Source organism: Paenarthrobacter sp. TE3676 (genome assembly GCF_056279165.1).
This window is the reverse complement of the sequence record NZ_JBWBQU010000003.1, coordinates 369614-394866: the sequence shown is the minus strand read 5'-3', so window position 1 is coordinate 394866 and position 25253 is coordinate 369614. Positions and strand designations below refer to the sequence as shown.

At 63.0% G+C, this 25253-nt stretch carries 19 protein-coding genes; 5 read left to right on the top strand and 14 right to left on the bottom strand.

Going from position 1 to position 25253, the window contains the following annotated elements; translation table 11 throughout:
• Positions 1-20: 20 nt before the first annotated feature.
• From ACZ881_RS09375 to ACZ881_RS09350, 6 genes are all read right to left on the bottom strand, one after another.
• Complete coding sequence (locus ACZ881_RS09375; RefSeq protein WP_476114569.1) at positions 21-1574, bottom strand: amino acid permease; 1554 nt, start codon at positions 1572-1574, stop codon at positions 21-23.
• Between the two features lie 167 nt (positions 1575-1741).
• The gene (locus tag ACZ881_RS09370; RefSeq protein WP_476114567.1) at positions 1742-2158 is read right to left on the bottom strand and encodes a DUF779 domain-containing protein; all 417 of its coding nucleotides are present in this window, start codon (positions 2156-2158) and stop codon (positions 1742-1744) included.
• Positions 2158-3168: an alcohol dehydrogenase AdhP gene (gene adhP, locus ACZ881_RS09365; protein ID WP_091469652.1), complete on the bottom strand. Its 1011-nt coding sequence runs from the start codon at positions 3166-3168 to the stop codon at positions 2158-2160. Before adhP ends, ACZ881_RS09370 begins: the two co-directional genes overlap by 1 nt.
• Positions 3169-3210: 42 nt before the next feature.
• A complete protein-coding gene (gene exaC, locus ACZ881_RS09360; protein WP_476114564.1) occupies positions 3211-4734 on the bottom strand; it encodes an acetaldehyde dehydrogenase ExaC in 1524 nt (507 codons plus the stop codon).
• A gap of 96 nt (positions 4735-4830) precedes the next feature.
• Positions 4831-6174, bottom strand: coding sequence for a GAF domain-containing protein (locus ACZ881_RS09355; RefSeq protein ID WP_476114562.1), 1344 nt, complete (start codon positions 6172-6174; stop codon positions 4831-4833).
• A gap of 89 nt (positions 6175-6263) precedes the next feature.
• Entirely contained in the window at positions 6264-7697 is a 1434-nt protein-coding gene (locus ACZ881_RS09350) for an FAD-dependent oxidoreductase (protein ID WP_476114560.1), read from the bottom strand.
• Positions 7698-7813: 116 nt separating this feature from the next.
• On the opposite strand from ACZ881_RS09350, the gene rarD reads away from it, so the two are divergent.
• Positions 7814-8899 carry an EamA family transporter RarD gene (rarD, locus tag ACZ881_RS09345; RefSeq protein WP_476114558.1) on the top strand — a complete coding sequence of 362 codons (1086 nt, stop codon included), beginning with the start codon at positions 7814-7816 and terminating at the stop codon, positions 8897-8899.
• A 244-nt stretch (positions 8900-9143) separates the two neighbouring features.
• On the opposite strand, the gene gabT is transcribed toward rarD, so the two are convergent.
• Together gabT and ACZ881_RS09335 are read right to left on the bottom strand one after the other, a co-directional pair.
• Positions 9144-10499: a 4-aminobutyrate--2-oxoglutarate transaminase gene (gene gabT / locus ACZ881_RS09340; protein WP_017197131.1), complete on the bottom strand. Its 1356-nt coding sequence runs from the start codon at positions 10497-10499 to the stop codon at positions 9144-9146.
• Between the two features lie 41 nt (positions 10500-10540).
• Positions 10541-11971 carry a gamma-aminobutyraldehyde dehydrogenase gene (locus ACZ881_RS09335; protein WP_476114555.1) on the bottom strand — a complete coding sequence of 477 codons (1431 nt, stop codon included), beginning with the start codon at positions 11969-11971 and terminating at the stop codon, positions 10541-10543.
• 144 nt (positions 11972-12115) lie between these two features.
• On the opposite strand from ACZ881_RS09335, the gene ACZ881_RS09330 reads away from it, so the two are divergent.
• The 3 genes from ACZ881_RS09330 (at position 12116) to ACZ881_RS09320 (ending at position 15597) form a co-directional block, all read left to right on the top strand.
• Positions 12116-13567 (top strand): PucR family transcriptional regulator, encoded by a 1452-nt coding sequence (locus ACZ881_RS09330; RefSeq protein WP_476114553.1) that lies wholly within the window; start codon positions 12116-12118, stop codon positions 13565-13567.
• A gap of 66 nt (positions 13568-13633) precedes the next feature.
• Complete coding sequence (locus ACZ881_RS09325; protein WP_476114550.1) at positions 13634-14920, top strand: MFS transporter; 1287 nt, start codon at positions 13634-13636, stop codon at positions 14918-14920.
• A complete protein-coding gene (locus ACZ881_RS09320; protein ID WP_476114548.1) occupies positions 14917-15597 on the top strand; it encodes a FadR/GntR family transcriptional regulator in 681 nt (226 codons plus the stop codon). The genes ACZ881_RS09325 and ACZ881_RS09320 overlap by 4 nt, the downstream gene beginning before the upstream one ends.
• 16 nt (positions 15598-15613) lie before the next feature.
• On the opposite strand, the gene ACZ881_RS09315 is transcribed toward ACZ881_RS09320, so the two are convergent.
• The 6 genes from ACZ881_RS09315 to ACZ881_RS09290 all read right to left on the bottom strand — a co-directional run bounded on the left by ACZ881_RS09315 (position 15614) and on the right by ACZ881_RS09290 (position 23407).
• Positions 15614-16990, bottom strand: coding sequence for an MBL fold metallo-hydrolase (locus ACZ881_RS09315; RefSeq protein WP_476114545.1), 1377 nt, complete (start codon positions 16988-16990; stop codon positions 15614-15616).
• 93 nt (positions 16991-17083) lie between these two features.
• Entirely contained in the window at positions 17084-18550 is a 1467-nt protein-coding gene (locus ACZ881_RS09310; RefSeq protein ID WP_476114542.1) for an FAD-dependent oxidoreductase, read from the bottom strand.
• A gap of 101 nt (positions 18551-18651) precedes the next feature.
• On the bottom strand, positions 18652-19923 hold the full coding sequence (cobA, locus tag ACZ881_RS09305) for a uroporphyrinogen-III C-methyltransferase (RefSeq protein WP_476114540.1): 1272 nt from the start codon (positions 19921-19923) through the stop codon (positions 18652-18654).
• A 90-nt stretch (positions 19924-20013) separates the two neighbouring features.
• On the bottom strand, positions 20014-20829 hold the full coding sequence (locus tag ACZ881_RS09300; RefSeq protein ID WP_476114538.1) for a DNA alkylation repair protein: 816 nt from the start codon (positions 20827-20829) through the stop codon (positions 20014-20016).
• Positions 20830-20844: 15 nt separating this feature from the next.
• Positions 20845-21756, bottom strand: coding sequence for a glutaminase (locus tag ACZ881_RS09295; RefSeq protein ID WP_091469207.1), 912 nt, complete (start codon positions 21754-21756; stop codon positions 20845-20847).
• A 4-nt stretch (positions 21757-21760) separates the two neighbouring features.
• Positions 21761-23407 carry a PucR family transcriptional regulator gene (locus ACZ881_RS09290; RefSeq protein WP_091469209.1) on the bottom strand — a complete coding sequence of 549 codons (1647 nt, stop codon included), beginning with the start codon at positions 23405-23407 and terminating at the stop codon, positions 21761-21763.
• Between the two features lie 342 nt (positions 23408-23749).
• On the opposite strand from ACZ881_RS09290, the gene ACZ881_RS09285 reads away from it, so the two are divergent.
• Entirely contained in the window at positions 23750-25228 is a 1479-nt protein-coding gene (locus ACZ881_RS09285; protein WP_476114535.1) for an amino acid permease, read from the top strand.
• Positions 25229-25253 lie beyond the last annotated feature (25 nt).

Sequence of the window (25253 nt, the reverse complement as noted above, 5' to 3'; positions counted from 1 at the left end):
GACAAGCTGCCCACATTGGTCTAAACCTTGGTGTAGCTGTCCTCGTCCTCGTCGCCCTTGGCCTGGCGGCTTTCGGCGGCACCATTGACGGAGGCCTTGGCTGCGGCGAATTTCTCATTCAACCGCGAGTGGCGCTGGCCGTAGGCGAAGTAGATGGCCATGCCGATGACCAGCCAGATCGCGAAGAAGATCCAGGTTTCCACGGCCAGGTTGGTCATGAGGTAGAAGCAGAGGACTGCGGAGACCCACGGCAGAACCTTCCCGAACGGGACCCGGAAGGCCGGCTTGAGGTCAGGCCGCTTCTTGCGCAATACCAGGATGCCCAGGCTGACCATCACAAACGCGGACAGCGTTCCGATGTTGATCATTTCCTCGAGCAGGTCCACCTTGGTTACGCCTGCTACCAGGGCCACGGCCGCACCACAAATGATCTGCAACCGGGCCGGCGTCGAGCGCTTTTCGCTCGTCTTGGACAGCGAGCGGGGCAGGAGGCCGTCGCGGCTCATGGCCAGGACCACGCGGGACAGGCCCATGAGCAGCACCATGATCACCGTGGTCAGGCCCACCAGGGAACCGAACGCGATGATCTTGGCAGCGTCGGTGTTGCCCACGGCCTCGAAAGCCGTGGTCAGGGTGGGGTTCTTCACCTCGGCCAACTGCGTGTAGGACACCATGCCGGTCAATGCGAGGGACACCAGGATGTAGAGCAGCGTAACCACCGCGAGGCCACCGAAGATACCGCGGGGAAGGGTCTTCTGCGGGTTCTTGACCTCTTCTGCGGAGGTTGCCACCACGTCAAAGCCGATGAAGGCGAAGAACACCAGGGCTGCGCCGGCGAAGACGCCGAGCGTTCCGTACTGGGCCGGAGCAGCGCCAGTGAGGAAGCCGAAGAAGGACTGCTTCATGACGTCGGCGGCGCCGGAGTCGGTGGGCTCGGAGGCAGGAATGAAGGGGGTGTAGTTGGAGAACTTCACGTAGCTGAAGCCAACAACGATCACGAACAGCACTACGGCGATCTTGATCAGCGTGAAGACGTTGCCAACGCGGGCGGACAGCTTTGTCCCCAGCACCAGCAGGACGGTGAAGATCGCGACAATGAGGAAGGCTCCCCAGTAGAGATCAACACCAGCCACCTGGATTGACGGCGGCATTTCCACGCCCATCAGGCCGAAGACCGTACTGAGGTAAATGCCCCAGTACTTTGCGATCACGGCTGCGGCAGTGAAGAGTTCAAGGATGAGGTTCCAGCCGATGATCCACGCGAGGACCTCGCCCATGGTGGCGTACGTGAATACGTAGGCGGAGCCTGCCACGGGGATCGCTGTAGCGAATTCCGCGTAGCACATGATGGCCAAAGCACACGTGACAGCGGCGATGGCGAAGGAGATGGTGACGGCAGGGCCGGCAAAGTTCGCGGCAGCCTTGGCGCCCACTGAGAAGATCCCGGCGCCGACAGCAACGGCGACGCCCATGATCATCAAGTCCCAGGTGCTGAGGCTGCGCTTCAGCTTTCGCCCGGGCTCGTCGGCATCGGCGATCGATTGCTCGATCGACTTGGTCCTGAAAATGTTCATGAAAATGCCACATTCTGGATGGGAGTGGTATAGGACTCATCAAGAATAGTGTCCGGCCCTTGGACGACCATATTTATCCCAGATAGTGAGACGAACCACGAAGCGCTGTGACAGCTGTGGCTGGTGTGACGAGGACACGTAGTCCCCGTCACACCAGCCATGGGCTCCTAAACGCTTGGAACGTCCCAGTCCATGAGGGTGGAACGGATCAGGAACCGTTTGCCCTCAGGTGATTCCACTGAGAATCCACTACCTCGGCCCGGGACCACATCGACTGTGAGGTGCGTGTGGGACCAGTAGTTGTACTGCTCCTTGGACATCCAAAACTCCAAGGGCTGCCGCTCTCCTCCGGTTCCGATATCGAAGCGGCCCAGAAGGACATCAGAGTCGCCGGTCAGGAACTCCCCAGCGGGATAGCACATAGGTGCAGAGCCGTCGCAGCAACCACCCGACTGGTGGAACATAAGTGGCCCGTGCTGGTCCCAAAGTTTGCGGAGGAGTTCAACGGACACCGCGGTGAGCGCCACCCGGGAGAAATCCTCCCCGGGCAGCGTCACCGCAGCTTCCAAGCTCGTGTTGTCCATCAGAACTTCAGGACCACTCGGCCGTCGATCTTGGCGTGCTTCATCTCGTCAAAGACCGCGTTGACTTCGGAGAGTTCCCGGGTGGAGACCGTTGGCTTGATCTTTCCCTGGGCGTAGAACTCCAGTGCTTCCTCCAGGTCCTGCCGCGTTCCCACGATCGAGCCGCGGACCGTAAGGCCCTTGAGGACGATCTCGAAGATCGGCGCCGGGAAGTCTCCCGGAGGCAACCCATTGAAAACGATCGTTCCACCACGGCGCGCCATGCCGATCGCCTGGCCGAAGGCCGAAGGGTGAACCGCTGTCACCAAGACACCATGGCAGCCACCCGTTTCACGTTGGATGACCTCTGCCGGGTCCTCATGCAGGGCGTTGACGGTCAGCTCGGCGCCGTGTTCGCGGGCCAGCGCCAGCTTGTCGTCGGCAATGTCCACTGCCGCGACCCGGAGCCCCATGGCCACCGCATACTGCACGGCGATGTGCCCCAGTCCCCCGATGCCGGAGATGGTGACCCACTGACCGGGCCTGGCCTCGGTCATCTTCAGGCCCTTGTAGACCGTGACCCCGGCACACAGAACCGGCGCGACTTCCACCGGGTCCGAGCCTTCCGGGATGCGGGCAGCAAAGCGCGTGTCAACCAGCATGTACTCGCCGAACGAGCCGTCAACGCTGTAACCACCGTTCTGCTGAGACTCGCACAGGGTTTCCCAACCGGTGCGGCAGTACTGGCAGTCTCCGCAGGCGGACCACAGCCAGGCGTTCCCCACAAGGTCGCCCACGGCAACGTCCGTGACACCCTCGCCCAGAGCCACCACTTCACCGACACCTTCGTGTCCGGGAATGAAGGGCGGCGTGGGTTTGACCGGCCAGTCGCCTTCGGCGGCATGGAGGTCGGTATGACATACCCCCGAGGTGATGAGGCGGACCAGCGCCTGGCCGGGACCCGGCGTCGGCCTTTCCACTTCCTTGACTGTAAGGTCGGTTCCAAATTCCGTAACTACTGCAGCTTGCATGGTGGCCATTGGCGATCTCCTTTGATCGATGAACAGGACGGTTTAGAAGAAGCCGAGCTTGTTCTCGTTGTAGCTGACCAGGAGGTTCTTGGTCTGCTGGTAGTGGTCCAGCATCATGGCGTGGTTCTCACGGCCAATACCTGAGGACTTGTAGCCACCGAAGGCGGCACCTGCCGGGTAGGCGTGGTAGTTGTTGACCCACACACGGCCGGCCTGGATTTCCCGGCCCGCGCGGTAGGCGACATTTCCGTTACGCGACCAGACCCCGGCACCCAGCCCATAGAGGGTGTCGTTGGCGATTCCGATGGCGTCGTTGTAGTCACTGAACTTGGTCACGGACACCACCGGACCGAAGATCTCCTCCTGGAAGATGCGCATCCGGTTGTGGCCTTCGAAAATGGTGGGCTGGACGTAGTAGCCACCGGCCAGGTCACCGGACAGCTCGGCCCGGGCACCACCAGTGAGGACCTTGGCGCCTTCCTGCTTTCCGATGTCGATGTAGGACAGGATCTTCTCCAGCTGGTCATTCGAGGCCTGGGCACCTACCTGGGTGTCGGTGTCCAGCGGGTTTCCCTGGATGATGTTGTTGGTCCGGGCCACGACATCCGTCATGAAGGAGTCGTAGATGCCTTCCTGGACCAGTGCACGGGACGGGCAGGTGCAGACCTCGCCCTGGTTGAAGGCAAAGAGTGTGAAGCCTTCCTGGGCCTTGTCGTAGAAAGCATCGTTCTGGGCGGCGACGTCATCGAAGAAGATGTTCGGGCTCTTGCCGCCGAGTTCCAGGGTGACGGGGATGAGGTTGTTGGATGCGTACTGACTGATGAGGCGGCCGGTGGTGGTCTCACCCGTGAAGGCGATCTTACGGATCCGGGAGCTTGAAGCGAGAGGCTTTCCGGCCTCTACACCGAAGCCGTTGACGACGTTCACCACACCTGCCGGCAGGAGGTCTCCGATGAGTTCCATGAGGACCAGGATGGACGTGGGCGTCTGCTCGGCGGGCTTGAGAACCACGGCGTTGCCGGCTGCGAGCGCCGGTGCCAGCTTCCACACGGCCATGAGGATGGGGAAGTTCCACGGGATGATCTGACCGACAACGCCCAACGGTTCCTTGAAGTGGTAGGCCGTGGTGTCCTCGTCCAGCTGGGAGAGATGGCCTTCCTGCGCGCGGACTGCGGAGGCAAAGTAACGGAAGTGGTCGGCAGCCAACGGGATATCGGCGTTCAGGGTTTCGCGGACGGGCTTGCCGTTGTCCCACGTTTCCGCCACCGCGAGAAGCTCCACATTCTCGTCGATGCGGTCTGCGATCTTGTTCAGGATGGCCGCGCGTTCGGTGGCCGGCGTCTTGCCCCAGGAGGGTGCAACCTTGTGGGCGGCGTCCAGCGCCAGCTCGATGTCCTCCGAGGTACCACGGGCAACTTCGCAGAAGGCTTTGCCCGTGACGGGGGTGATGTTCTCGAAGTAGGCGCCCTTGACCGGGGCAACCCATTCGCCGCCGATCCAGTTCTCGTAGCGGTCCTTGAAGGTGACCTTCGAACCTTCGGCACCCGGCTGTGCATAAACAGTCATTGCTAGCTCCTTTGCTGCGAATCACGGTGGCTGTCGCCATTGATCCGAGCCTAGGAGCAGGGAGGTTGCAGCTACGTTGCAACCCTGTGAGTCAGCTCACGCTGACATTTCCGTTTCGATCCGTTCAAGGTCGGCCACGACGGCGGCCCGTTTGGGTGAGCGCGGCGGCAGCAGCTTCAGGACGGCAAGGCGGAGGTCGACGTCGTACTTCGCCTCGGGCAGCTCAGCGTACTTGAGGAGCGAGTCAACGCTGCCGTCGCTGAGCAGCGCCTCGCGCAGCAGGTGCGAGACCCGTTCACGCAACTGCACGACGCCGGGCGCCACCGAGCGTGGCAAGAGCCCGCCTTTGTAGATTTCCAAGGCGATGCGGTGGGCGCCGCGCTGGAGGCAACTGAGGACCTGGCCGGAGTCGGGCAACAACTCAACCGGCAGGCGGTAAGGACGGGATTCCGGGACCGCCTCCGGGCTGAGTTCCTGCATGACCTTCCGGAGCCGCACCATCTCCGCGCGAAGCGTCACGGCAGAGCCGTCCCCGGGATACAGCTGGGTGCACAGGTCTTCAGCGCTGAGCCCGGCGGGGTGGTTACTCAGGATGGCAAGGATCTCGCTGTGCCGGGCAGATAGGGAAACCGTCCGTCCATTGATGCTGAGCAGGGCTTGGTCACGGCCCAGCAGCTGGAGGCTGTTCCGGTAGAGCGCGTGGCCGGAAGCGGCAGCCGCGCTCCGGCGTCGGGGTTTGTCCTTGACGGCGGCGGCGAGCGTCAGTCGTTCAATACGGAGCTGGGCCTGGGCGGCGGCAACGGTAGCCTCCACCAACGAAAGAGTATGGGCGGCGACGGCGGTTTCCGTGCCCGTGATATCCACAACGCCCAGCACTGCGCCGGAATCGGGGTCGTGGAAGGGAACAGCCGTACAGCTCCAAGGATGGACCGAGCGTTTGAAGTGTTCCGCCCCGGAGATTTGGATGCTGCGGTCCAGTGCCAGCGCAGTCCCGGGTGCGCTAGTGCCCACGGAAGCTTCGGACCAGTCGGCGCCGGCCACGAACATCATGCCCTCAGCCCGGCGCTGCATCACGGGATCCCCATCCACCCACAAGAGCCGGCCGACGTCGTCACCCACTGCCACCAGTAGCCCGCTGTCATGGCTGGGCTGAACCAAAAGCTTCTTGATCACGGGCATGATCGTCGCCAAGGGGTGCTGCCTGCGGTACTCCTCAAGCTCATCTCCATCCATTGCGAGGGGAGCCTCCGCGACGTCCGGGTTGGCCTGCAGAGTTGCCGAGCGTTGCCAGGATTCCCGTACCAAGCGGCGCAATCCGACGATGTCCTCGGGCATCCCGAGACGCAAGGAGTCCAGACGCTCGTGGCCGGTAAGAGCACGCTTCTGCAACAGCTCCGCGGCATCGCTGCCTGGAACCGGCGGATGAACTGGATTCCTCATCGAACTCCCTGGTAGTCCGCAATGACAGTGCGCTGCACGTGTGGTGGGCGGGACAGTACCGTGAAGTCTAGTTCGGGTGGAGACGAATGTCAGCCGCGGGAGATCCGGATCATTTCCTCGCGCGGAACAACCTTGATGCGCTCGCGGACCACACCGTTACCTTCACCGGCGGTCCACTCAGCACCAAGCGCGGCTTCGTGGGCATCAAGCCTGTTCCAGCCCTCCCACGTGGTGTATTCGACGCCGCGTTCCTCAAGGAGGTCGATGATGGCCTGCGGATCCGGGTTCTCAGCAGGGGGCAGGTTGAGCCTGTCCTCGAGGAGGAAGCCGATGGTCTCCAGGGCATCACCCTTGGTATGGCCGATCAGCCCGACCGGTCCGCGCTTGATCCAACCCGTGGCGTAAATTCCCGGCACGGGCTCGCCCTCGGCGTCCAGGACGCGACCGCCGTCGTTCGGTATGACGCCCCGGCGGGCATCGTACTCAAGTTCCTCCAGCGGGGAACCGTGGTAGCCGATGGCGCGGTAGACGGATTGGACCGGGTATTCAATGAACTCGCCGGTGCCTTTGACGTTGCCGGTTCCGTCCAATTGCATGCGCTCGAATTTGATGCCCGAGACCTTGCCGGGCGTCTCAGGCGAGTCGAGGATCTCCACGGGACTGTGCAGGAAGTGCAGGTGCAGGCGCCGCGATGACGGTTGTTCCGATTCTGCGTGCTCCTCCACCAGCCAGTTGGTCATGGTGTTGACCATGGTCTTGATCTGGTTGTTTGTCTTGATGGCTTCATCCGATGCTTCGTCGAACTCGAAGTCCTCCGGGTACAGGACGATGTCCACATCCTTGCAGTGGGACAACTCGCGCAACTCCAACGGCGTGAACTTCACCTGGGCCGGGCCACGGCGGCCGAAGACGTGAACGTCGGTGACCGGCGATTCCTTGAGCCCCGCGTAGACGTTGTCCGGGATCTCCGTAACCAGGAGTTCCTCGGGATGCTTGGCCAGCATGCGGGCCACATCCAAGGCCACGTTGCCGTTGCCGATCACGGCGATTTCCTTGGCATCCAGGGGCCAGTCCCGGGGAACGTCCGGGTGGCCGTCGTACCACGACACGAAGTCGGCTCCGCCGAAGGAGCCCTCCAGTTCGACGCCGGGGATCCTCAAATCGGCGTCTTTGATGGCACCCGTGGAGAAGATCACGGCGTCGTAGAACGCACGGAAATCGTGGAGTGTGAGGTCCTTGCCGTAGGTCACGTTGCCGAGGAAGCGAATATCGCCGCGGTCCAATACCTTGTGCAACGCGTTCACGATGCCCTTGATCCGCGGGTGATCCGGCGCCACGCCGTAGCGGATCAGGCCGTACGGCGCCGGATATGCCTCGAAGAGATCGATGCTGACCTCCACATGCCCGTCTTTGACCTCGTTCGATTTCGTCAGGATGTCCGCGGCGTACACGCCCGCGGGTCCTGCACCAACGATCGCAACGCGAAGCGGACGATTGGGGGTTGTTGCGGCTGAGTTGGACACCGTTACCCTTCCGAAGCAGTGAGCCACGCCGTTGTTGGGGCGCGCAGATTCCAATTCTAGATGTCGACCCTGCGCCGGACCGCCTATATGGCAGGAGTCACAGAAATTGATAAAGATTGCGGAATATTGCGCGTGCAGGCGGTGTTGGCGACAATGTGTCGACTCCGGATCAGATAGCTGCCAACTCTCCCTCTTCAAACCAGCCAACGACGACGACAGTCGGCGGCGGCGGTGGAGGTACCGGCGGTTCCGCTAAAACCGGCAGCAAGCCTGTGCGGAGCGAGTCGACGGCGGGAATCCTGTTCGGCATCGGCGCTTACGGTCTATGGGGCCTGCTTCCGCTGTACTTCTTCGTCCTCATGCCGGCCAGCGCAATCGAGATCGTGGCCAACCGGATCGTTTGGTCCTTGCTCTTCTGTGCACTGCTCATCACCATCACGCGCGCTTGGAAAACATTCTGGGCGGCGGTGAAGGACAGCAGCGTGTTCGGTCCTTTGGCCCTGGCGGCAGTTCTGATTGCCATCAACTGGCTCACCTACACTTTCGGGGTCACCACGGGCCACGCCGTTGAGACGTCCCTGGGCTACTTCATCAACCCGTTGGTCTCGGTTTTGCTCGGCGTTTTCGTCCTCAAAGAAACGCTGCGTCCCCTGCAGTGGGCAGCTGTAGGCATCGGCTTCGTGGCCGTGGGCGTCCTGACATTCTCCTACGGACAGCTCCCGTGGATTGCCCTGATCCTGGCCTTCAGCTTTGGGCTCTATGGCTTCGTGAAGAAGCGCGTAGGGCCCAAGGTGGACGCGCTCACGAGCCTTAGCGTGGAAACGGTGGTGCTGGCTCCCTTTGCAGCCATCACCATGGTTGTCCTTGCGGTAACCGGCGTCGAAACCCTTACCACGCTGGGCGCGGGCCACTTCTGGCTGCTGGTGGCTTCCGGTGTCATCACGGCCGTACCCCTACTGTTCTTCGGCGCCTCAGCCCGCCGCCTTCCCATGACCACCATCGGCCTGCTGCAGTACTTCGCGCCGGTCCTCCAATTCGTGGTGGCGCTGACCGTGTTCAACGAGACCATGACCACTGCCCGCTGGATCGGTTTCTGCGTGGTGTGGTTGGCGCTGGTGTTGCTGACCATCGACATGCTTCGCACCACGCGGAAAAACTCGGCGCTGAAGAAGAGGGCCAGGCTGGCGGCTGCTGGCTCGTAAGCCCCCCACCTGCCCTTGTTCGGTACTCCCTGCGTTGTAAGCCGGGGCTGCCGAACAACAGCGAGGCTCGGCTCTTAGCTCGGGCGGGAACAGCGAGAACGCCGGAACGGTGCCAGAACGCTGGTTAGTTCCAGAGAACTCGGCGCATTCCCGCGAACTCAGCGTGGAGCCAGCTAAACAGAATCCGTTAAACGCAGGAGGAGGGCCGGGGTGTCCCCGGCCCTCCTCCAACAAGCGTGAAGTCTTACGCGTGAGCCTTGATGGCTGCTGCGAGGACCTCGAGGCCGTCAATGAGCAGTTCGTCGCTGATGACCAGCGGCGGGAGCAGGCGGATCACGTTGCCGTAGGTGCCACAGGTCAGGATGACGACGCCTTCCTTGAGGCAAGCGGCAGCAACAGCCTTGGTGAGCTCAGCATTCGGCTCCTTGGAACCGGGCTGGACGAGCTCGATGGCCAGCATGGCCCCGCGGCCACGGATGTCGCCAACCACGGAAACTTCGGCTGCCAGTTCGCGGAGCTTGCCCAGGGCGAGCTCTTCGATGTGGCGTGCACGGCCGTTGAGGTCGTGCTGTTCCATGGTGTCGATGGCTGCGAGTGCTGCGGCGCAAGCAACCGGGTTGCCACCGTAAGTGCCGCCGAGGCCGCCCGGGTGGACGGCGTCGAGCAGGTCTGCGCGGCCGGTGATAGCGGACAGCGGGAGGCCGCCGGCAATGCCCTTGGCCATGGTGATGATGTCCGGGACAACACCTTCGTGGTCAACAGCGAACCATTCGCCCGTGCGGCAGAAACCGGACTGGACCTCGTCAGCGATGAAGACGATGCCCTTTTCCTTGGCCCATGCGGACAGTGCCGGCAGGAAGCCTTCGGCCGGAACGATGAAGCCGCCCTCGCCCTGGATGGGCTCGATGATGATCGCGGCGACCTGGTCGCCACCGATCTGCTTCTCGATCATGGTGATGGCGCGCTTGGCGGCCTCGGCACCGGTGATTTCCGGGTTCTCTTCACGGAACGGGTAGCTCATGGGCATGCGGTAGACCTCGGGCGCGAACGGGCCGAAGTTGGTCTTGTACGGCATGGCCTTGGCGGTCAGTGCCATGGTCAGGTTGGTGCGGCCGTGGTACGCGTGGTCGAAAGCAACCACGGCGTCGCGGCCGGTGGCCAGGCGTGCAACCTTGACGGCGTTCTCTACGGCTTCCGCGCCGGAGTTGAACAGCACGGTGCGCTTGGCGTGGTCGCCCGGGGTGAGGCGGTTGAGCTGCTCGGCAACTGCAACGTAGCCCTCGTACGGGGTGACCATGAAGCAGGTGTGCGTGAAGTGCGCAGCAGCTTCCTGGACAGCGGCTACGACGGCGGGGTCGGACGCGCCGACGCTGGTCACGGCGATGCCGGAACCGAGGTCGATGAAGGAGTTGCCGTCAACGTCGCGGATGATGCCGCCGTCGGCGTCTTCAACGTAAACGGGGACGCCCGAGGCGACGCCTGCAGCAACGACGGCGGCGCGACGCTCGGCCAGTGCCTGCGACTTGGGGCCGGGGAAAGCGCCGTTGATGTTGCGCTTCTGCTCGATGCGGTACGAGAGTTCGTTCGCGGTGGTGGTCATGAGGTGGTTGCCTTTCTGGGAAGCTCTGGTGAAGGTACGGGTTACGCGTCGAGCGCAGACATCACGTGCTTGATGCGCGTGTAGTCCTCAACGCCGTACATGGAGAGGTCCTTGCCGTAGCCGGACTGCTTGAAGCCGCCGTGCGGCATCTCTGCCGTCAGGAGGATGTGGGTGTTGATCCAGACCGCACCGAAGTCCAGGTCGCGGCTCATGCGCATGGCCGTGCCGTGGTCGGTGGTCCAGACGCTGGAAGCCAGGGCGTATTCGACGTCGTTGGCCAGTTCGAGCGCTTCTTCTTCGGTGCTGAACTTCTGGACGGTGATGACCGGGCCGAAGGTTTCCTTCTGCACGATGTCGTCAGTCTGCTTGGCGCCGGAGATGATGGTGGGCTCGAAGAAGAAGCCCTTCTCGCCTGCGCGGTGGCCACCGGTTTCGATCTTGCAGTTGGCCGGGAGGTTCTCCACCACGGAGGTCACGGCGTTAAAGTGGTTCACGTTGTTGAGCGGGCCGAAGTAGTTGTTTTCGTCGTTCTGCGAACCCGTGTGAAGGGTCTTGGTGTGCTCCACCATCGCTGCCACGACGTCGTCGTGGACGGAGTCCTCCACCAACACGCGGGTGATGGCCGTGCAGTCCTGGCCTGCGTTGAAGAACGCGAACTCGGCGATGGCCGCGGCACTCTTCTTGATGTCGGCATCCTTGAAGACGATGGCCGGAGCCTTGCCGCCAAGTTCCAGGTGGGCCCGCTTGAGGCCCTTGGCTGCGCCGCTGGCCACAGCAATGCCGGCACGGACGGAGCCCGTGATGGACACCAGGCCGGGGACCTTGTGGTCAACCATCATGGCGCCGGTTTCGCCGGTGCCCAGGACAACGTTGAGGACACCGGCCGGGAAGATCTCGCCGGCCAGGCGTGCCAGCACCAAGGTGGACTCAGGGGTGGTGTCGGAAGGCTTCAGGACAATTGTGTTGCCTGCGGCCAGGGCGGGGCCGATCTTCCAGATGGCCATGAGGAACGGGTAGTTCCACGGAGCAACCTGGGCTACGACGCCGATCGGTTCGCGACGTACGTAGGAGGTGTGGCCCTCGAAGTATTCGCCTGCGGACTTGCCTTCGATGATGCGCGCTGCACCGGCGAAGAAGCGGAGCTGGTCAGCACCTGCGGCAACTTCCTCGGAGGCGATCAGGGAACGGACCTGACCGGTGTTGCGGTGCTGGGCTTCCACGAGTTCATCGCTATTGGCCTCGACGGCGTCTGCGAGCTTGAGGAGCATCAGCTGGCGCTGGCCGGGAGTGGCCTTCTTCCACAACTTGAAAGCCTGGTTGGCCGCGGTCATGGCGGCGTCCACATCGGCCTGAACCGAAATGGGCGACTTGGCAACGATTTCCCCGGTGGCGGGGTTCACGATGTCCAGGAGACCTGTACCTGCCGGCGTAACGAATTCGCCGTTGATGAAGTTCTGCAAGGTTTGAACCACGGTGTGCAACCCTCTTTCGGAGTCTGGGCATGGGTTTAGCTGATCAGAGCCTATGCCAGGGAGGGGGTCCAAGGAATAGCCAGCTGCACACACAAGGACCCCCCGCTTAGTGCGCTTGCCCAGTAACCGGTTACGCTTGAAAGCATGGCAATGTCCCTCGCTTCGCTCGTCGCTGTCCCCTCCCTGAAACTCCGCCAAGCCGGCCTTGCCGAAACCACGTGGAACCAGGACATCAGTTGGGTTGCGGTGACGGAACTGGAAGACCCCCAGCGCTTCCTCAGCGGCGGAGAGTTGGTCCTCACCACCGGCCTGCGCCTCAAGAGCGCCGCCGACCAGCGACGATTCGTCCGCCAGGCCCAACGCGCTGGTGCCGTCGGGATCGGTTTCGGCATCGGCCTCACCCACGAGTCCGTCCCGGAAGCACTCATCGCGGAAGCCAACCGCTGGGGCTTGCCCCTGGTGGAAGTCCCCTACGAGATCCCCTTCATCGCGATCGGCAAACTCGTGGCGGAATCGCACTCTGCCGACCATTATTCCAACTTGGAACGACTCCTCGCCGGACACCAGATCCTGGCACGCTCACTCCTCACCGGCGGAGGCCTGAACGAACTTCTCAAGCAACTGGGCAGCATGCTCCGCACTGATGTGGTGCTCACCCAGTTCAGCGCGCAGCTCTACAACAGCGTGGCGGGGAAGCCGGCCCCGACGGCGGATGGCTGGGCTTCGTATCCGATTCCCACCGGCCGCAGGGATGCCTGCACGCTCTGGTTGCGGCAGCCGTTCGTCGACTCCGGCATCGTCAGCTACGCGCAAAACCTGATCAGCGTGGAGCTCAACAACATGGTCAAGCAGCGCCAGGCCCAGCGCGCCATGGCCGGTCAGGTCTTGGACGACGTCATCCACGGCACTCTTGAGAGCATCGAGGCCGCCCGGCGCCTGGCAGGCGTCGGCATCAACAGCACCCGGAAGAACGTTGTGCTCGTGGCAGAGTCCACGGCACACCACAAACAACTGATCAGCATCTCCCTGCCCCAGGCGCTGGAAGCCGGCGTCAGCGCCGTCGTCGGGAAGGACCTGGTCACTGTCATCAGCGACGACGGCAGTTCGGCCACCGCTTTGGCCAAGAGCCTTAGCGATCACCTGCAGGAAGCCGGCATCCACGCCGTCATTGGTATCGGCGGCGCCTACACGAAGCCGAACGGCCTGCGTTGGAGCTACTTTGAAGCGCGCGACGCCGTGGCGCACGGCTTGCCGGTCAACGAGCCGGAGCGCCTGAGCCTGACATCCCTGCTGCTGGCCAGCGAGGATGTTCCGTTGGCGGATATGGCCAGCGAGTCCCTCACGCCGCTGCGGAAGTTCGACGCCGCCCACGGGGCCGAACTGGTGGCCACACTGGAGAGCTACCTCAACCACAACGGGTCAGTGGCGGCCGTGGCCGAAGCCCTTACCCTGCACCGTAATACGGTGCGTTACCGCCTGGCCCAGATCACAGAGCTGACGGGCTACGACCCCTCGCAAACGCAGGACCGCGTTCAGCTGTGGTTGGCCTTGGCGGTCCAGCGTTTGGGCTCGCGCAACCCTCGCCAGGCCTCCTGAAAGCCCGCACGGAGAGCTTCGCCACAAAACCCTAGACATTAGACGTCAAACGTCTAACCTTTAGATATGGCCGCGACGACTCCTCTTACCCCCAGCACCGGAAACATCCCTACTGTGAGCTCTGCCCAGGCTGCCCCTGCGCTTTCGGCAAGTTCCGCAGTCCCCAAGACGCGCGTCGTCGCCGTCGTCGGCATTATTGCGGTGGTGCTCATCGGCCTGAACCTGCGCGCGGGCATCACCAGCGCCGCTGCCCTGTTCCACGACCTGCAGCAGCTGTTGGGTTACGGCGCCCTGGTGGCGTCCATTCTGCCTTCCATCCCGCTGCTGTGCTTTGCGGTTGCGGGCATGGGAACGTCCTGGCTGACCCGGCGTGTGGGTGTCGAGAAAGCCATCGCCATCGCCTTGGCCCTGCTGGCCGGCGGTTTGCTGGTGCGTGGCGTTCCGGTAACGGGCGCGCTCCTCGGAGGCACCGTCCTGGCGATGTCCGGCCTGGCCGTATGCAACGTGGCCATGCCGTCGTTCATCCGTGAGCACTACTCAGAGCGCACCTCCATGATGACGGGTCTCTACACCTTCACCATGTCCGGGGGCGCTACCTTCGCTGCAGCCGTAAGCGTGCCTTTGGCTCAGGAACTCGGCTCGCCGTCCATGGGCCTGGCCGCTTGGGGAATCCTTGGCGTCGCGGCCCTGCTGGGCTTCCTGCCGGTTGTCCTCCACACCCACCGCAACTCCACCAAAACGGACCGTCCGCGGGTGTCCATGTGGCCGTTGCTGCGTACCCGCCTCGGCATCCTGATTACCGCGATCTTCACCTTCCAGGCGTTCCTTGCCTACGCAGTAATGAGCTGGTTCGCCTACATCCTGACCTCGCAAGGCCTCAGCGCCTCCGAAAGCGGCCTGCAGTTCGGCGTGATGCAGTTGGTCTCCGTCGCTGCCGGCATGATCCTGCTCGCGTTCGGCTCCCGCCCCCGCATGCTCCGCCCCGCACTGTATCTCGCCAGCAGCTCCACCTTGCTGGCCATCGCCGCAATGGTCTGGTTGCCGACGTCGTTGGCGGTTGTGCCCGCAGTGCTCTTCGGCTTCGGCTTGGGCATCTTCCCGCTGGTCCTGGTGATCATTAGCCGCAGCGGACGTTCGACGGCGGAAACCACCGCGCTCTCCACCATCGCCCAATCGCTGGGATACTTGATTGCGGCAATAGGCCCCTTTGGCATGGGGCTGCTCCACAGCGCCACCGGCGGCTGGGTGCTGCCGCTGAGCCTGCTGTCCATCGTGGCCGTGGCGCTCATGGTTACCTGCCACCTGCTCACGAGCAAGCGCACTGCCACCAAGACCGGACCGAGGACAGCATGACCCTGACCCCTTCGCATCGCCCGGCCCTTGCCGAGGAGATCACCGCCAAGTTGCGGGACATGATCAAGTCCGGTGAATGGCCGCTCCAGGAGCGAATCCCAGCCGAGCCAGAGCTCATGTCCACCTTGGGTGTTTCGCGGGGAACCCTGCGCGAGGCCATCAAGGCGCTGGCCCACTCCGGCATGCTGGAAGTCCGGCGCGGGGATGGCACCTACGTGCGGGCCAATAGTGAGATGTCCGGCGCGGCGCAGCGCATGTACTTGGAGCACACTCAGGAACACATCGTGGAGGTCCGGCTCGGACTGGACACCCAGGCTGCCCGATTGGCCACCAAGCACGCTACCGCCGAGGACCTGGCCGAGATGCGCCGCCTCCTCGCGCTCCGCCACGATGCCTGGCAAGCCGAGGACTACCCCACGTGGGCCAGTGCCGACTGGGAATTCCACGAACGCGTTGCCTTGGCTTCAGGGAATCCATTGCTCCATCAGCTGTACGTTTCATTCGGCGGAGTGTTCCACAACGACCTCCTCCGGCAGCAACGCAAGGAAGGCTTCAACGGCATCCCGCGCGAAGGCCACGACGAACTGGTGGACGCCTTGGACGCACACGACCCCGATGCCGCCGTCCAGAGCGTGTACCGGAACCTGGATTTCTGCGCAGACCAGGCGCCGCGTTAGCCAGGCCCCTTCACGGCTAGGTGGTTTCAATTCCGGTCCCGGCCGCATCCCTGAATCTTGCATTGATCAGCACCACCTCTCGCCCGGCCCGGTCCAGCAGGCTGGCCGCGACACTCGCCCGATATCCCGTGGCACAGTGCACCCAGATCCTCGCGTCCGGCAGCTCAGTGATCTTCCCGAGGAGCTCGTAGACAGGAACGTTCAAGGCACCCACCACATGGGAGGCCTCAAATTCGTCCGGTCGGCGAACATCCAGCACCACGTCAGCCGGTTCCCGTTCCTTGAGCAACAAGCTCCAGTCCCCGTGCAGGTAGCTCGCCTGTGGTGACTCGGGCGCCAACGCACCAACGTTCAGAACCGCCGTTTCAGGCCCGACGGCGGCATCCGGGTTGTCGATACCGATCCTCGCCAAGTCACGGATCGCCTTTTCAACCTCGCTGAGTGGGCCCAGTAGCGTGAGTGGCTGGTTCCACGGGATCACCCAGCCGAGGTAACTGGTGAAATTGTCCCCACGGCCGTACTCGAAACTCACGCTGCCCTGGAGGTGGCTATCCGCGAACGCCACGCGATGCCGGAGGTCCACCACCCACTCCCCTGCCTTCAAACGCCGGCCCAGTTCCTTTGCGTCCACGGAGTCCGGGACGTCAAGGATTGCCGGGTGCGGACCAGCGGCATTCAGCGGATTCATGTGGGCGTAGTACGCGGGGTAGGCCGTGATGTTCTGTAGCAACTGCGAGACAAAGTGGTCCTCGTCCCGATCTGTCAGGGCGTGGTTTGACGCAGTTTGCTCACTGATCGTCGAGGTCTCTTGATGGCTCGCCGGGCCGATGGAACAGAACGAGCCGAAGCCATGCGTCGGGTAGAGCGCCGCTTCGGGTGTCGCCGAATCCACCAGGCGCCGGACCGAGGAGTACTGGTCATGGGCCAGCTTCGCGGTGTCCCCCGGAGAGACCAGGTCCGTTCTCCCCACTGAGCCGTAAAGCAAGCTGCCGCCGGAAAACACAGCCTCCGTGCCGGCGTCGTGCGTATCATCCCGCACCACATAGGAAAGGTGTGTGTGCGTGTGGCCAGGCGTCGCAACTACCGAAACGGAAAGACGGCCAACGCGAAGAACTTGGCCATCAGTGACCGGTACACGCGTGAAGGAGACCTCATCAGCGGCGTTCACCAAATAATCAGCGCCATGCTTCTCAGCCAGAACGAGGCCGCCCGTGACGTAGTCGTTGTGCAGGTGCGTCTCGGCCACATGCGTGATCCGGACCCCGGCCCTTACTGCCGCTCGCTCCACCCTGTCAATGTCCCGCTGGGGGTCGATCACCAACGCAACTGAGCCGTCATGCACCAAGTAGCTGCGGTCGCCCAGCTGCGGAGTTTCAATGACGACGACGTCCATGACTCAGGGTACCGCCGGGCGCCGCAGAGCGAGCTTAAAAGCAGGGCGGGGCCACTCGCATTGAGTGACCCCGCCCGCCAAGAACCGGAAGTACTAGACCTGTGCGGCTACGCCATCACGGGAGATATTGACCATGTCCTCGCGCGGCACAACCTTGATCCGCTCACGTTTGACCTCAACGCCGTGGGAGGTGCCGGCCTCGGTGGCTGCTGCACCGAGGGCGAGCTCGTGTGCATCAAGGGCCAGCCAGCCTTCCCAGCTGGTGAACTTCACGCCGCGGGCATCGAGCAGATCCACGACGGCGTCTGCCGCGGGAACCTCGGCGACCGGCAGGTTTTCGCGGTCCTCCAACAAGTAGGTGACGGTTTCGAGGGCATCGCCCTTGGTGTGTCCGATGAGGCCAACCGGCCCGCGCTTGATCCAACCCGTTGCGTAGAGGCCGGGTACGTGCTGGCCGTCGGCGTCCAGGACACGGCCGCCGTCGTTGGTGACGACGCCCTTCTTGTGGTCGAACTCGACGTCCGGCAGGGCCGAACCGAAGTAGCCGATGGAGCGGTACACGGCCTGGACCGGGTAGTCGATGAATTCGCCGGTGCCGCGGGCGTTGCCCGTGCCGTCAAGCTCGGTGCGCTCGAACTTGATGCCGGCAACCTTGCCCGGGGTTTCCGGGGAGTCGACGATTTCCACTGGGCTGTGCAGGAAGTGCAGGTGCAGGCGGCGGGAAGCCGTGAGCTCGGAAAGATCCTCGGGCTGCTCGGCGATCCAGTTGGTGAGCGTACCCACCATGGTCTTGGTCTGGTTGTTCGTCTGGACCTGGCGATCGGACTCTTCGTCGAATTCGAAGTCCTCGGCGTAGAGGATGATGTCCACGTCGTTGGAGTGCGAAAGTTCTCGGAGTTCCAGCGGGGTGAACTTCACCTGTGCCGGGCCGCGACGGCCGAAGACGTGAACGTCGGTGACCGGGGAGTTCTTCAGGCCGGCGTAAACGTTGTCCGGGATTTCGGTGACCAGGAGGTCATCGGCGTGCTTGGAGAGGACGCGGGCCACGTCAAGGGCCACGTTGCCGTTGCCGAGGACAGCGATTTCCTTGGCCTCAAGCGGCCATTCGCGGGGAACGTCCGGGTGACCGTCGTACCAGGAGACGAAGTCGGCGCCGCCGAAGGAACCCTCGAGTTCGATGCCCGGGATATTCAGGTCGGCGTCCTTGATGGCGCCGGTGGCGAAGATGACGGCGTCGTAATGCTTGCGGAGGTCCTCGATGGAGATGTCCGTGCCGTAGTCAACGTTGCCGAAGAATCGGATGTCGCCGCGGTCCAGGACCTTGTGCAGGGCGTTCACGATGCCCTTGATGCGGGGGTGGTCCGGCGCGACGCCGTAGCGGATCAGGCCGTACGGTGCCGGGTAGCGGTCGAAGAGGTCGATGCTGACGTTGAGTTCGCCGCTCTTGACGGCCTCGCTCTTGGTCAGGATGTCAGCTGCGTAAACGCCGGCCGGGCCGGAGCCGATGACGGCGACGCGAAGCGGACGGTCCGCAGAACCTACGGGGGTGCTAATTGACACGGCTGTGTTCCTTCTTCTGTTCAGTCATCCCAACTAGGTCGCAGTTGTGCGCGTTTTGAGGGCTCAAAACGACCTTATCTGCTACCTAGTTGGGCCGGGGGCTAGTTACTGCGGACGCGGGGACGATTTGGGGTAATAGTGCTGTAGTCAGCGATCTTGAAGTGCTGCGGTGCAAAGGGGCTGACACGGACCACATCGCCGATCACTATGACCGCCGGGTTGGCTACGCCGACGGCTTCCGCCTGGTCCGCGATGGTACCCAGAGTGCCGATAGTGACGCGCTGGTCCGGCAAATACCCGTTCTCTACGATACCTACTGGTGTGTCCAAAGGCAGACCCGAGCCCGCCAGCTCAGCCGCAGAATCGCGCAATTGCGCCACTCCCATGAGCAACACCACAGTGTGATCGGGGCGTGCCGGGACTTCGGACAGCTCTTCGTGGCCGGTTACCACGCTGAAGCCCTTGGCCAGTCCGCGGTGCGTCACTGGGATACCCGCGGCCGCCGGAACGGAAACCGCAGACGTTACGCCGGACACCACTTCAACCTCGACGCCGTTCTGGCGGCAGAATTCCGCTTCTTCACCGCCGCGGCCCAGGACGTAGGGGTCGCCGCCTTTGAGGCGGACCACCCGGTTGCCCTTGAGGGCTTCCTCCACGAGGATCCTGTTGATCTCGAGCTGGGGCACGGGATGGTGGCCGGGCGTCTTGCCTACCTCGATCACCCGGACGTCCGGGGCTAGTTCCTTGAGCAGCTCGCGCGGGCCAAGACGGTCAGCAACCACGACGTCGGCCTGGCCCAGCAGTCGACGGCCGCGGACTGTGATGAGTCCCGAGTCGCCCGGACCGCCACCTACCAAAGCGACAGAGCCGAGCGAACCATCGGTTCCCGGCTTGCGATGACGGCGCAGCGGCAGGTCACCGGCTTCAAGGGCAGTGGCTACAGCGTTGCGGAGCGCCATGGCACGGCGCGGGTCTCCCCCGGCGTTGATGGCGATCTTGACGTCGTCCACCACGGCAACGGCGGGTGTCCAGGCGGCTGATGCCTCGTGGTCCGAGGCGTTGACGCACCAGATGCGCTGCGCCTCAGCGTCGGCAGCTACCTGGGTGTCCACAGCGGCTGCGCCAGTGGCGGTTTGAGCGAACCAGACGCCGTCGAGGTCTGAGGTGCGGTACTCGCGCTGCTCCCAGGTGAGGAGACCGGCAGTGGCGAGACCGCGAAGTGTGTCGGTGGCAACGGGAGCGACCACGGTGACTTTAGCACCGGCGTCGAGCAGTCCCTTGGCGCGGCGCTCCGCAACGGGGCCGCCGCCAACCACCAGCACCGGGCGGCCGAGCAGCCGCAGCGCGGTGGGGTAAATGTCCTGTATTGCCATGAAAAAACTGTAGGGCTGCGCCGTAACATGCTTCAAAGGCTCGGAAATACCCGGTAACGCTGGGTAATCCAACGTCACATAGTTTCCCGCTTAGTTCGGGGAAACACTGTCTTTTAGCGTCAGGTAATACGCGCGCTGTTCCTTGCCCAAGTGCTCGATCGCGTAACGAAGCGCCGTCCGCGGCATGGTGGCTGCGTGTTCGTCGAGGAACGCCAGCAGACGCTCGCGACTGCTGCGCCCGGCATCGCGGACCCAACCGCCCACCGCCTTGTGGAGGAGGTCTTCCTTGTCATGAAGGAGGATCCCAGCGATGGCGAACGTGTCATCCAATTGGCCTTCGCGGATGAACGCCGACGTGGCGACGATGGCCGTCCGGCGCTCCCACATATTCTCCGAACGAGCCAGGTCATACAGCGGATCCCGCGACTTATCCATGAGCCAACCGCCCACCACCCGCCCGGCTCCCAAGTCCACCAGGTCCCAGTTGTTAATGCGGTCATGCCTGCGCAGGTACAGCTCGTACAGTTCCTTGCGCCGCTCTTCCGTGGTCTTCTTTTTCTGCGTTTGCAGCGCCATGATCTTCACGGCTCCGGCGCGGGCCTCGTGGATATCCTCTTCCAGGAGCTTCTCGATCTCAGCCGGGGGCATGGCCGCGAATTCCTTGGCAAGCGTGAAGACCTCGCCCATGCGGACACCCATGAAGAAATCACCCTCGCCGTAGTCACCCTCACCGGTCTTGAAATACCGCTGGTACTTGGCCTGCTCGACGTCGGATTGCCTCGCCTGGAGCCGTGCCAGGAACTCGACGGCGGTTGGCTCGGTTCCCGGCGCCAGTGCGGCTTTGGGAGCCTTGGCTGTCTTGGGAGCCTTCCCGGCTTTGGGAGTCTTAGCAACCTTGGGGGTCATCCATCAATAATGCGCCTAAAAGACCGACCAGCCAGTACGCGTGGTGAATTCGTCCAGCGCGGCCACGCCTGCCACGGAATTCCCGGACCGTCCCAGGCCAGGGCTCCACACGCTGATGGAGCACTTGTTGGGAACCACAGCCACGATCCCTCCGCCCACGCCGCTCTTCCCGGGAAGGCCCACGCGGTACGCGAATTCGCCCGCGGCGTCGTACGTTCCGCAGGTAAGCATGACGGCATTGATCCTCTTGGTCTGCGCCGGCGACAGCAAAAGGGTGCCGTCCGTTCCCAAACCGTTGGCCGCCAGGAAGCGGGTTGCGAGCGCCAGGTCTTCACACGTCATGGCCAGTGCGCACTGCTTCGCGTACGAGTCCAGGACTTCGTCCACCGGGTTCTCCAGGTTGCCGCAGCTCGCCAGGAAATGGGCCAAGGAGGCATTTCGGTGGCTATTGGCCAGTTCGGACCCGGCAACGTGGTGATCGGTATCGATGCTTACCTTGGTGGTCTCCTGCCGCATCAAATCCCTCACCGCGTGCGCGGCATTGCCTGTGATGCTGAGGAGCCTGTCCGTCACCACGATTGCACCGGCGTTGATGAAGGGGTTCCGGGGAATCCCTTCCTCGCTTTCCAGCTGGATCAGCGAGTTGAACGGGTTACCCGAAGGCTCCCGGAAGACTCGTTTCCAGATTCCGTCGCCGTCAAAAGCCAACACCAACGCGAGCGCGAAAACCTTGGAGATGCTTTGAATGGAGAAATCCACGTGGGCGTCTCCGGCTGAATAGACCTCGCCCTCCCGGGTTGCCACGGAAATCCCAAATTGTTGGGGATCCACGGCTCCGAGCTGGGGAATGTAGTCAGCAACGTTGCCCTGGCCGACATGCGGCTGCACAGCCCCGACGATGTCGTCGAGGAGATTCTGGATGTCCACGGTTCTAGCCCTTGGTCCCTGCGTAGGTCCAGAGCCTGATCTGAAGGTGCGCCAGGAGGCGTTCATCTGCGGATTGCAGGTCCAATCCCGCCACTTCGCAGGCACGGCGGAGCCTGTAGTGGACTGTGTTGCGGTGGACGGCCAGTTCCTCGGCGCACCGGTTCACGTCGCCAAAGAACTCCAGGTACGTCAGGAGGGTCAGGGCGAATTCCGGGTAGCGGCTGCACAGCCGGGTGATTCCTGCATGACGCAAGGTGGTGCGTGATTCCAGCAGCTCCAGCAGCTCCCTGGTGAGGACTGTCGTTTCCACGTCGCTGTAGGAGGCCACGCGGACTTCGGGGGTTGCCTCCATGACTTTGAGGACGCTGCGCACGTGATCAAGGGTGGCGTGCAAGGCGTCCAAGCGCGGAACGATGGGACCCACGGCTGCCTGCACTTGGAAGTGAAGGTGGGTGGTGGCGTCACGAACGATCGTGTTGACCAGCCTGTTGATGGCAGGAAGGGATTTGAGCGGGTCCAGATCGGGAAGGATGATGGCCGTTTCCATCCCGAGTGCCCCCACCACCGCGCCTGGCCTGTACGCGGCGGCGTGAATTGATGCCACTTTGGAGAGTTCTCCCCTGCGGAGCTGGAGGCCGGCGGCGCTCTGGCTCAACCCGCCCGCGGAGATCAGGACCAACGCTGCTGGTTTTGACGGATCAATCCCTGCGGACTGGGCCTGCGAATGCACCTGAGCCGTGCCGCTCAGGAGGCTCGAGACCCGGTCCTCGCGCATGGATTGGGACTGTTCGTTGCGGTGCCGGACCAGTTCGATCGCTGCGTGGCGGGCGGCTCCCACCATGATGCGATCCGTGTTGGCCGCCAAGGGTTCCGCACCTTCCTGCAACCAGATGTACCCCATCACACGGCTGCCGGCATGAATACCGATTGCTACGCGCTCCCGAAGACCCGCATCGAGGTTGGCTTCCACATGAACAGGCGCTTCAGTAGCCTGCAGGTGCTTGTAAACCCCTGATTCCTTGAGCAGCTTTTGGTATTTTTCAGGACCCCGCCGTGCCAGGATGGACAGCCTGCGGAGCTCATCAACATCATTGGACGCCGGCGAGTAGGCAAGCACCTTATTGCCTGGATCTTCGATGACCACATGGCCGTTGGTCAGCGTGGCGGTTGTTTGGGCGATCGCGAACAGGTCCCGATGCACTGACGTGGCGCTTTCACCGGGCACATCGCTGAAGCGGCCGTCGTTTTCGAGGACATCGTTTTCGCGGACCCTGTCCAGGGCAATGCTTTCGAATTTGTCCCACCGCAAGCCCGGAGCCACCGCCACCAGTCCGATGCCCGTGGGTCGTAGTAACTCTGCTGCGGCTTCCAACTCGCGTTCGTTACCCTTTACCGCTACTGCCGTAGGACGGTCAGCAACAATCCTGCGAAGGGCGGGGAGCGCCGCGCGTCCCCGTGCGCCGATGAGCATGACCAATGCCCCCGGGCGGATCGCATCGTCGTCTTCAGCGTCAACAATGACAGTTTCGCGGACGTTTCTGTTGTCCTCTGCCGGGGCCAGCAGCAACCGTGCGTTGTGGACGCCCAGGTCTTCAAGGACATCGCTCAATAAGGTGACGACACCGTCGTCGTCAATTTCCAGGGCTTTCAACGAAGCTATCGCTTCCTCTCCTCATCAGTTCACTTCAGCAGGACGCTCCCTCGCCATTGAGGGGCTCCGCCGGTACATGTACGCAGACACGCACAGCGAGAAACATTACCGGCCCTCCAGAACACCAGTGTTGTCCCCCCGGCACAAGAGCCGGGCCCTGAATTTGGTTCGCCAGCCAATTTGTCGACGGCGGAGGCCACCTAGAGTTAACGACTGTCCCAAACACCACGAATACTGCCTGCAGCGCGGCCAATTTCAGCCGCACTTATCCAACAGGCAGGCCCCACGTTTTGGAGTATTGAGCCACCTGAGGTGGCACCGGAGTCAAAGGAGACCCCCGAAGTGATACCCGCCCCTGCGTCTACGCAGACCCTTCCCTCCCCAGCAGACTTAGCCGCCGAAACGTCGTCGGGCGCTTTCGCCCAAGAGGAAGCCGGTTACCGGAAAACCCTCAAGCCCCGGCAAATCCAGATGATAGCCATCGGCGGTGCGATCGGTACCGGGCTCTTCATGGGCGCCGGCGGCCGCCTCAACGGTTCCGGGCCCGCTCTGATCCTGGTCTACGCCGTGTGCGGATTCTTTGCCTTCCTGATCCTCCGGGCACTGGGCGAGTTGGTGCTGTATCGCCCCACGTCCGGTTCGTTCGTTTCCTACGCCCGCGAGTTCTACGGCGAGAAAATGGCATACACCGCCGGCTGGCTCTATTTCCTGAACTGGGCCATGACCTCCATTGTGGACGTCACCGCAGTTGCCCTCTACGTCAAGTTCTGGGGGCAATACTGGGCACCCATCAACGACATCCCGCAATGGTTGATTGCGCTCATCGCCTTAGTGGTGGTGCTCGCCCTGAATCTGGTGTCCGTGAAGATCTTCGGCGAGATGGAGTTCTGGTTCGCCATGATCAAGGTGGGTGCCTTGGTGACGTTCCTCGTCGTGGGGATCTGCTTTATTGTCTTTGGCGGCCGGACGGATGTGGGCGTTCCGGGCTTCAACGTCATTGCAGAGAACGGCGGCATGTTCCCCATGGGGGCTGTGGCACCGCTCCTGGCGATCAGCGGCGTGGTGTTTGCCTATGCTGCGGTGGAACTCGTAGGCACCGCCGCAGGAGAAACGGCCGACCCCCACAAGGTGATGCCCAAAGCGGTGAACACTGTGGTCATCCGCATCGGAGTCTTCTATGTGGGCTCCGTCCTGCTGCTCTCGCTTCTGCTTCCCTTCACGTCCTACAAATCCGGCGAATCGCCGTTTGTCACGTTCTTCTCGCACCTCGGAGATCCGCAGGCGGGAGCGATTTCCGCCTCTGTGATGAACTTCGTGGTCCTCACGGCGGCGCTTTCCAGCCTCAACGCCGGCCTCTACTCCACCGGCCGTATCCTCCGCTCCATGGCCGTGAACGGCTCGGCTCCGCAATTCACGGGACGGATCAGCGCGTCCGGAGTGCCCTACGGCGGCATCCTGCTCACGGCCGTCATTACCCTGGTGGGCGTTGGTTTGAACGCCGTCGTCCCGTCACAGGTCTTTGAGATCGTGCTTGAAATCTCGGCGGTGGGCATCATCGGCGGTTGGGCCACCATCATGCTCTGCCACATCAAGCTCCAATCATGGGTCCGCAGCGGCAAAGTTGTCCGGCCGGCGTTCCGGCTGTTCGGAGCGCCTTTCACCTCCTACATCACGCTCGCGTTCCTGACCTTTGTCCTGGTCACCATGGGGTTCTCGGAGACCGGCCGCTGGGTGCTGGCCTCGTTGCTGGTGCTGGCGCCGCTGCTGATAGCTGGCTGGTATGCGTATCGCGGCCGCATCCGCACTGCCCAGACGTCCTAGACACATCTTCAGTTCGAAAGTGAAA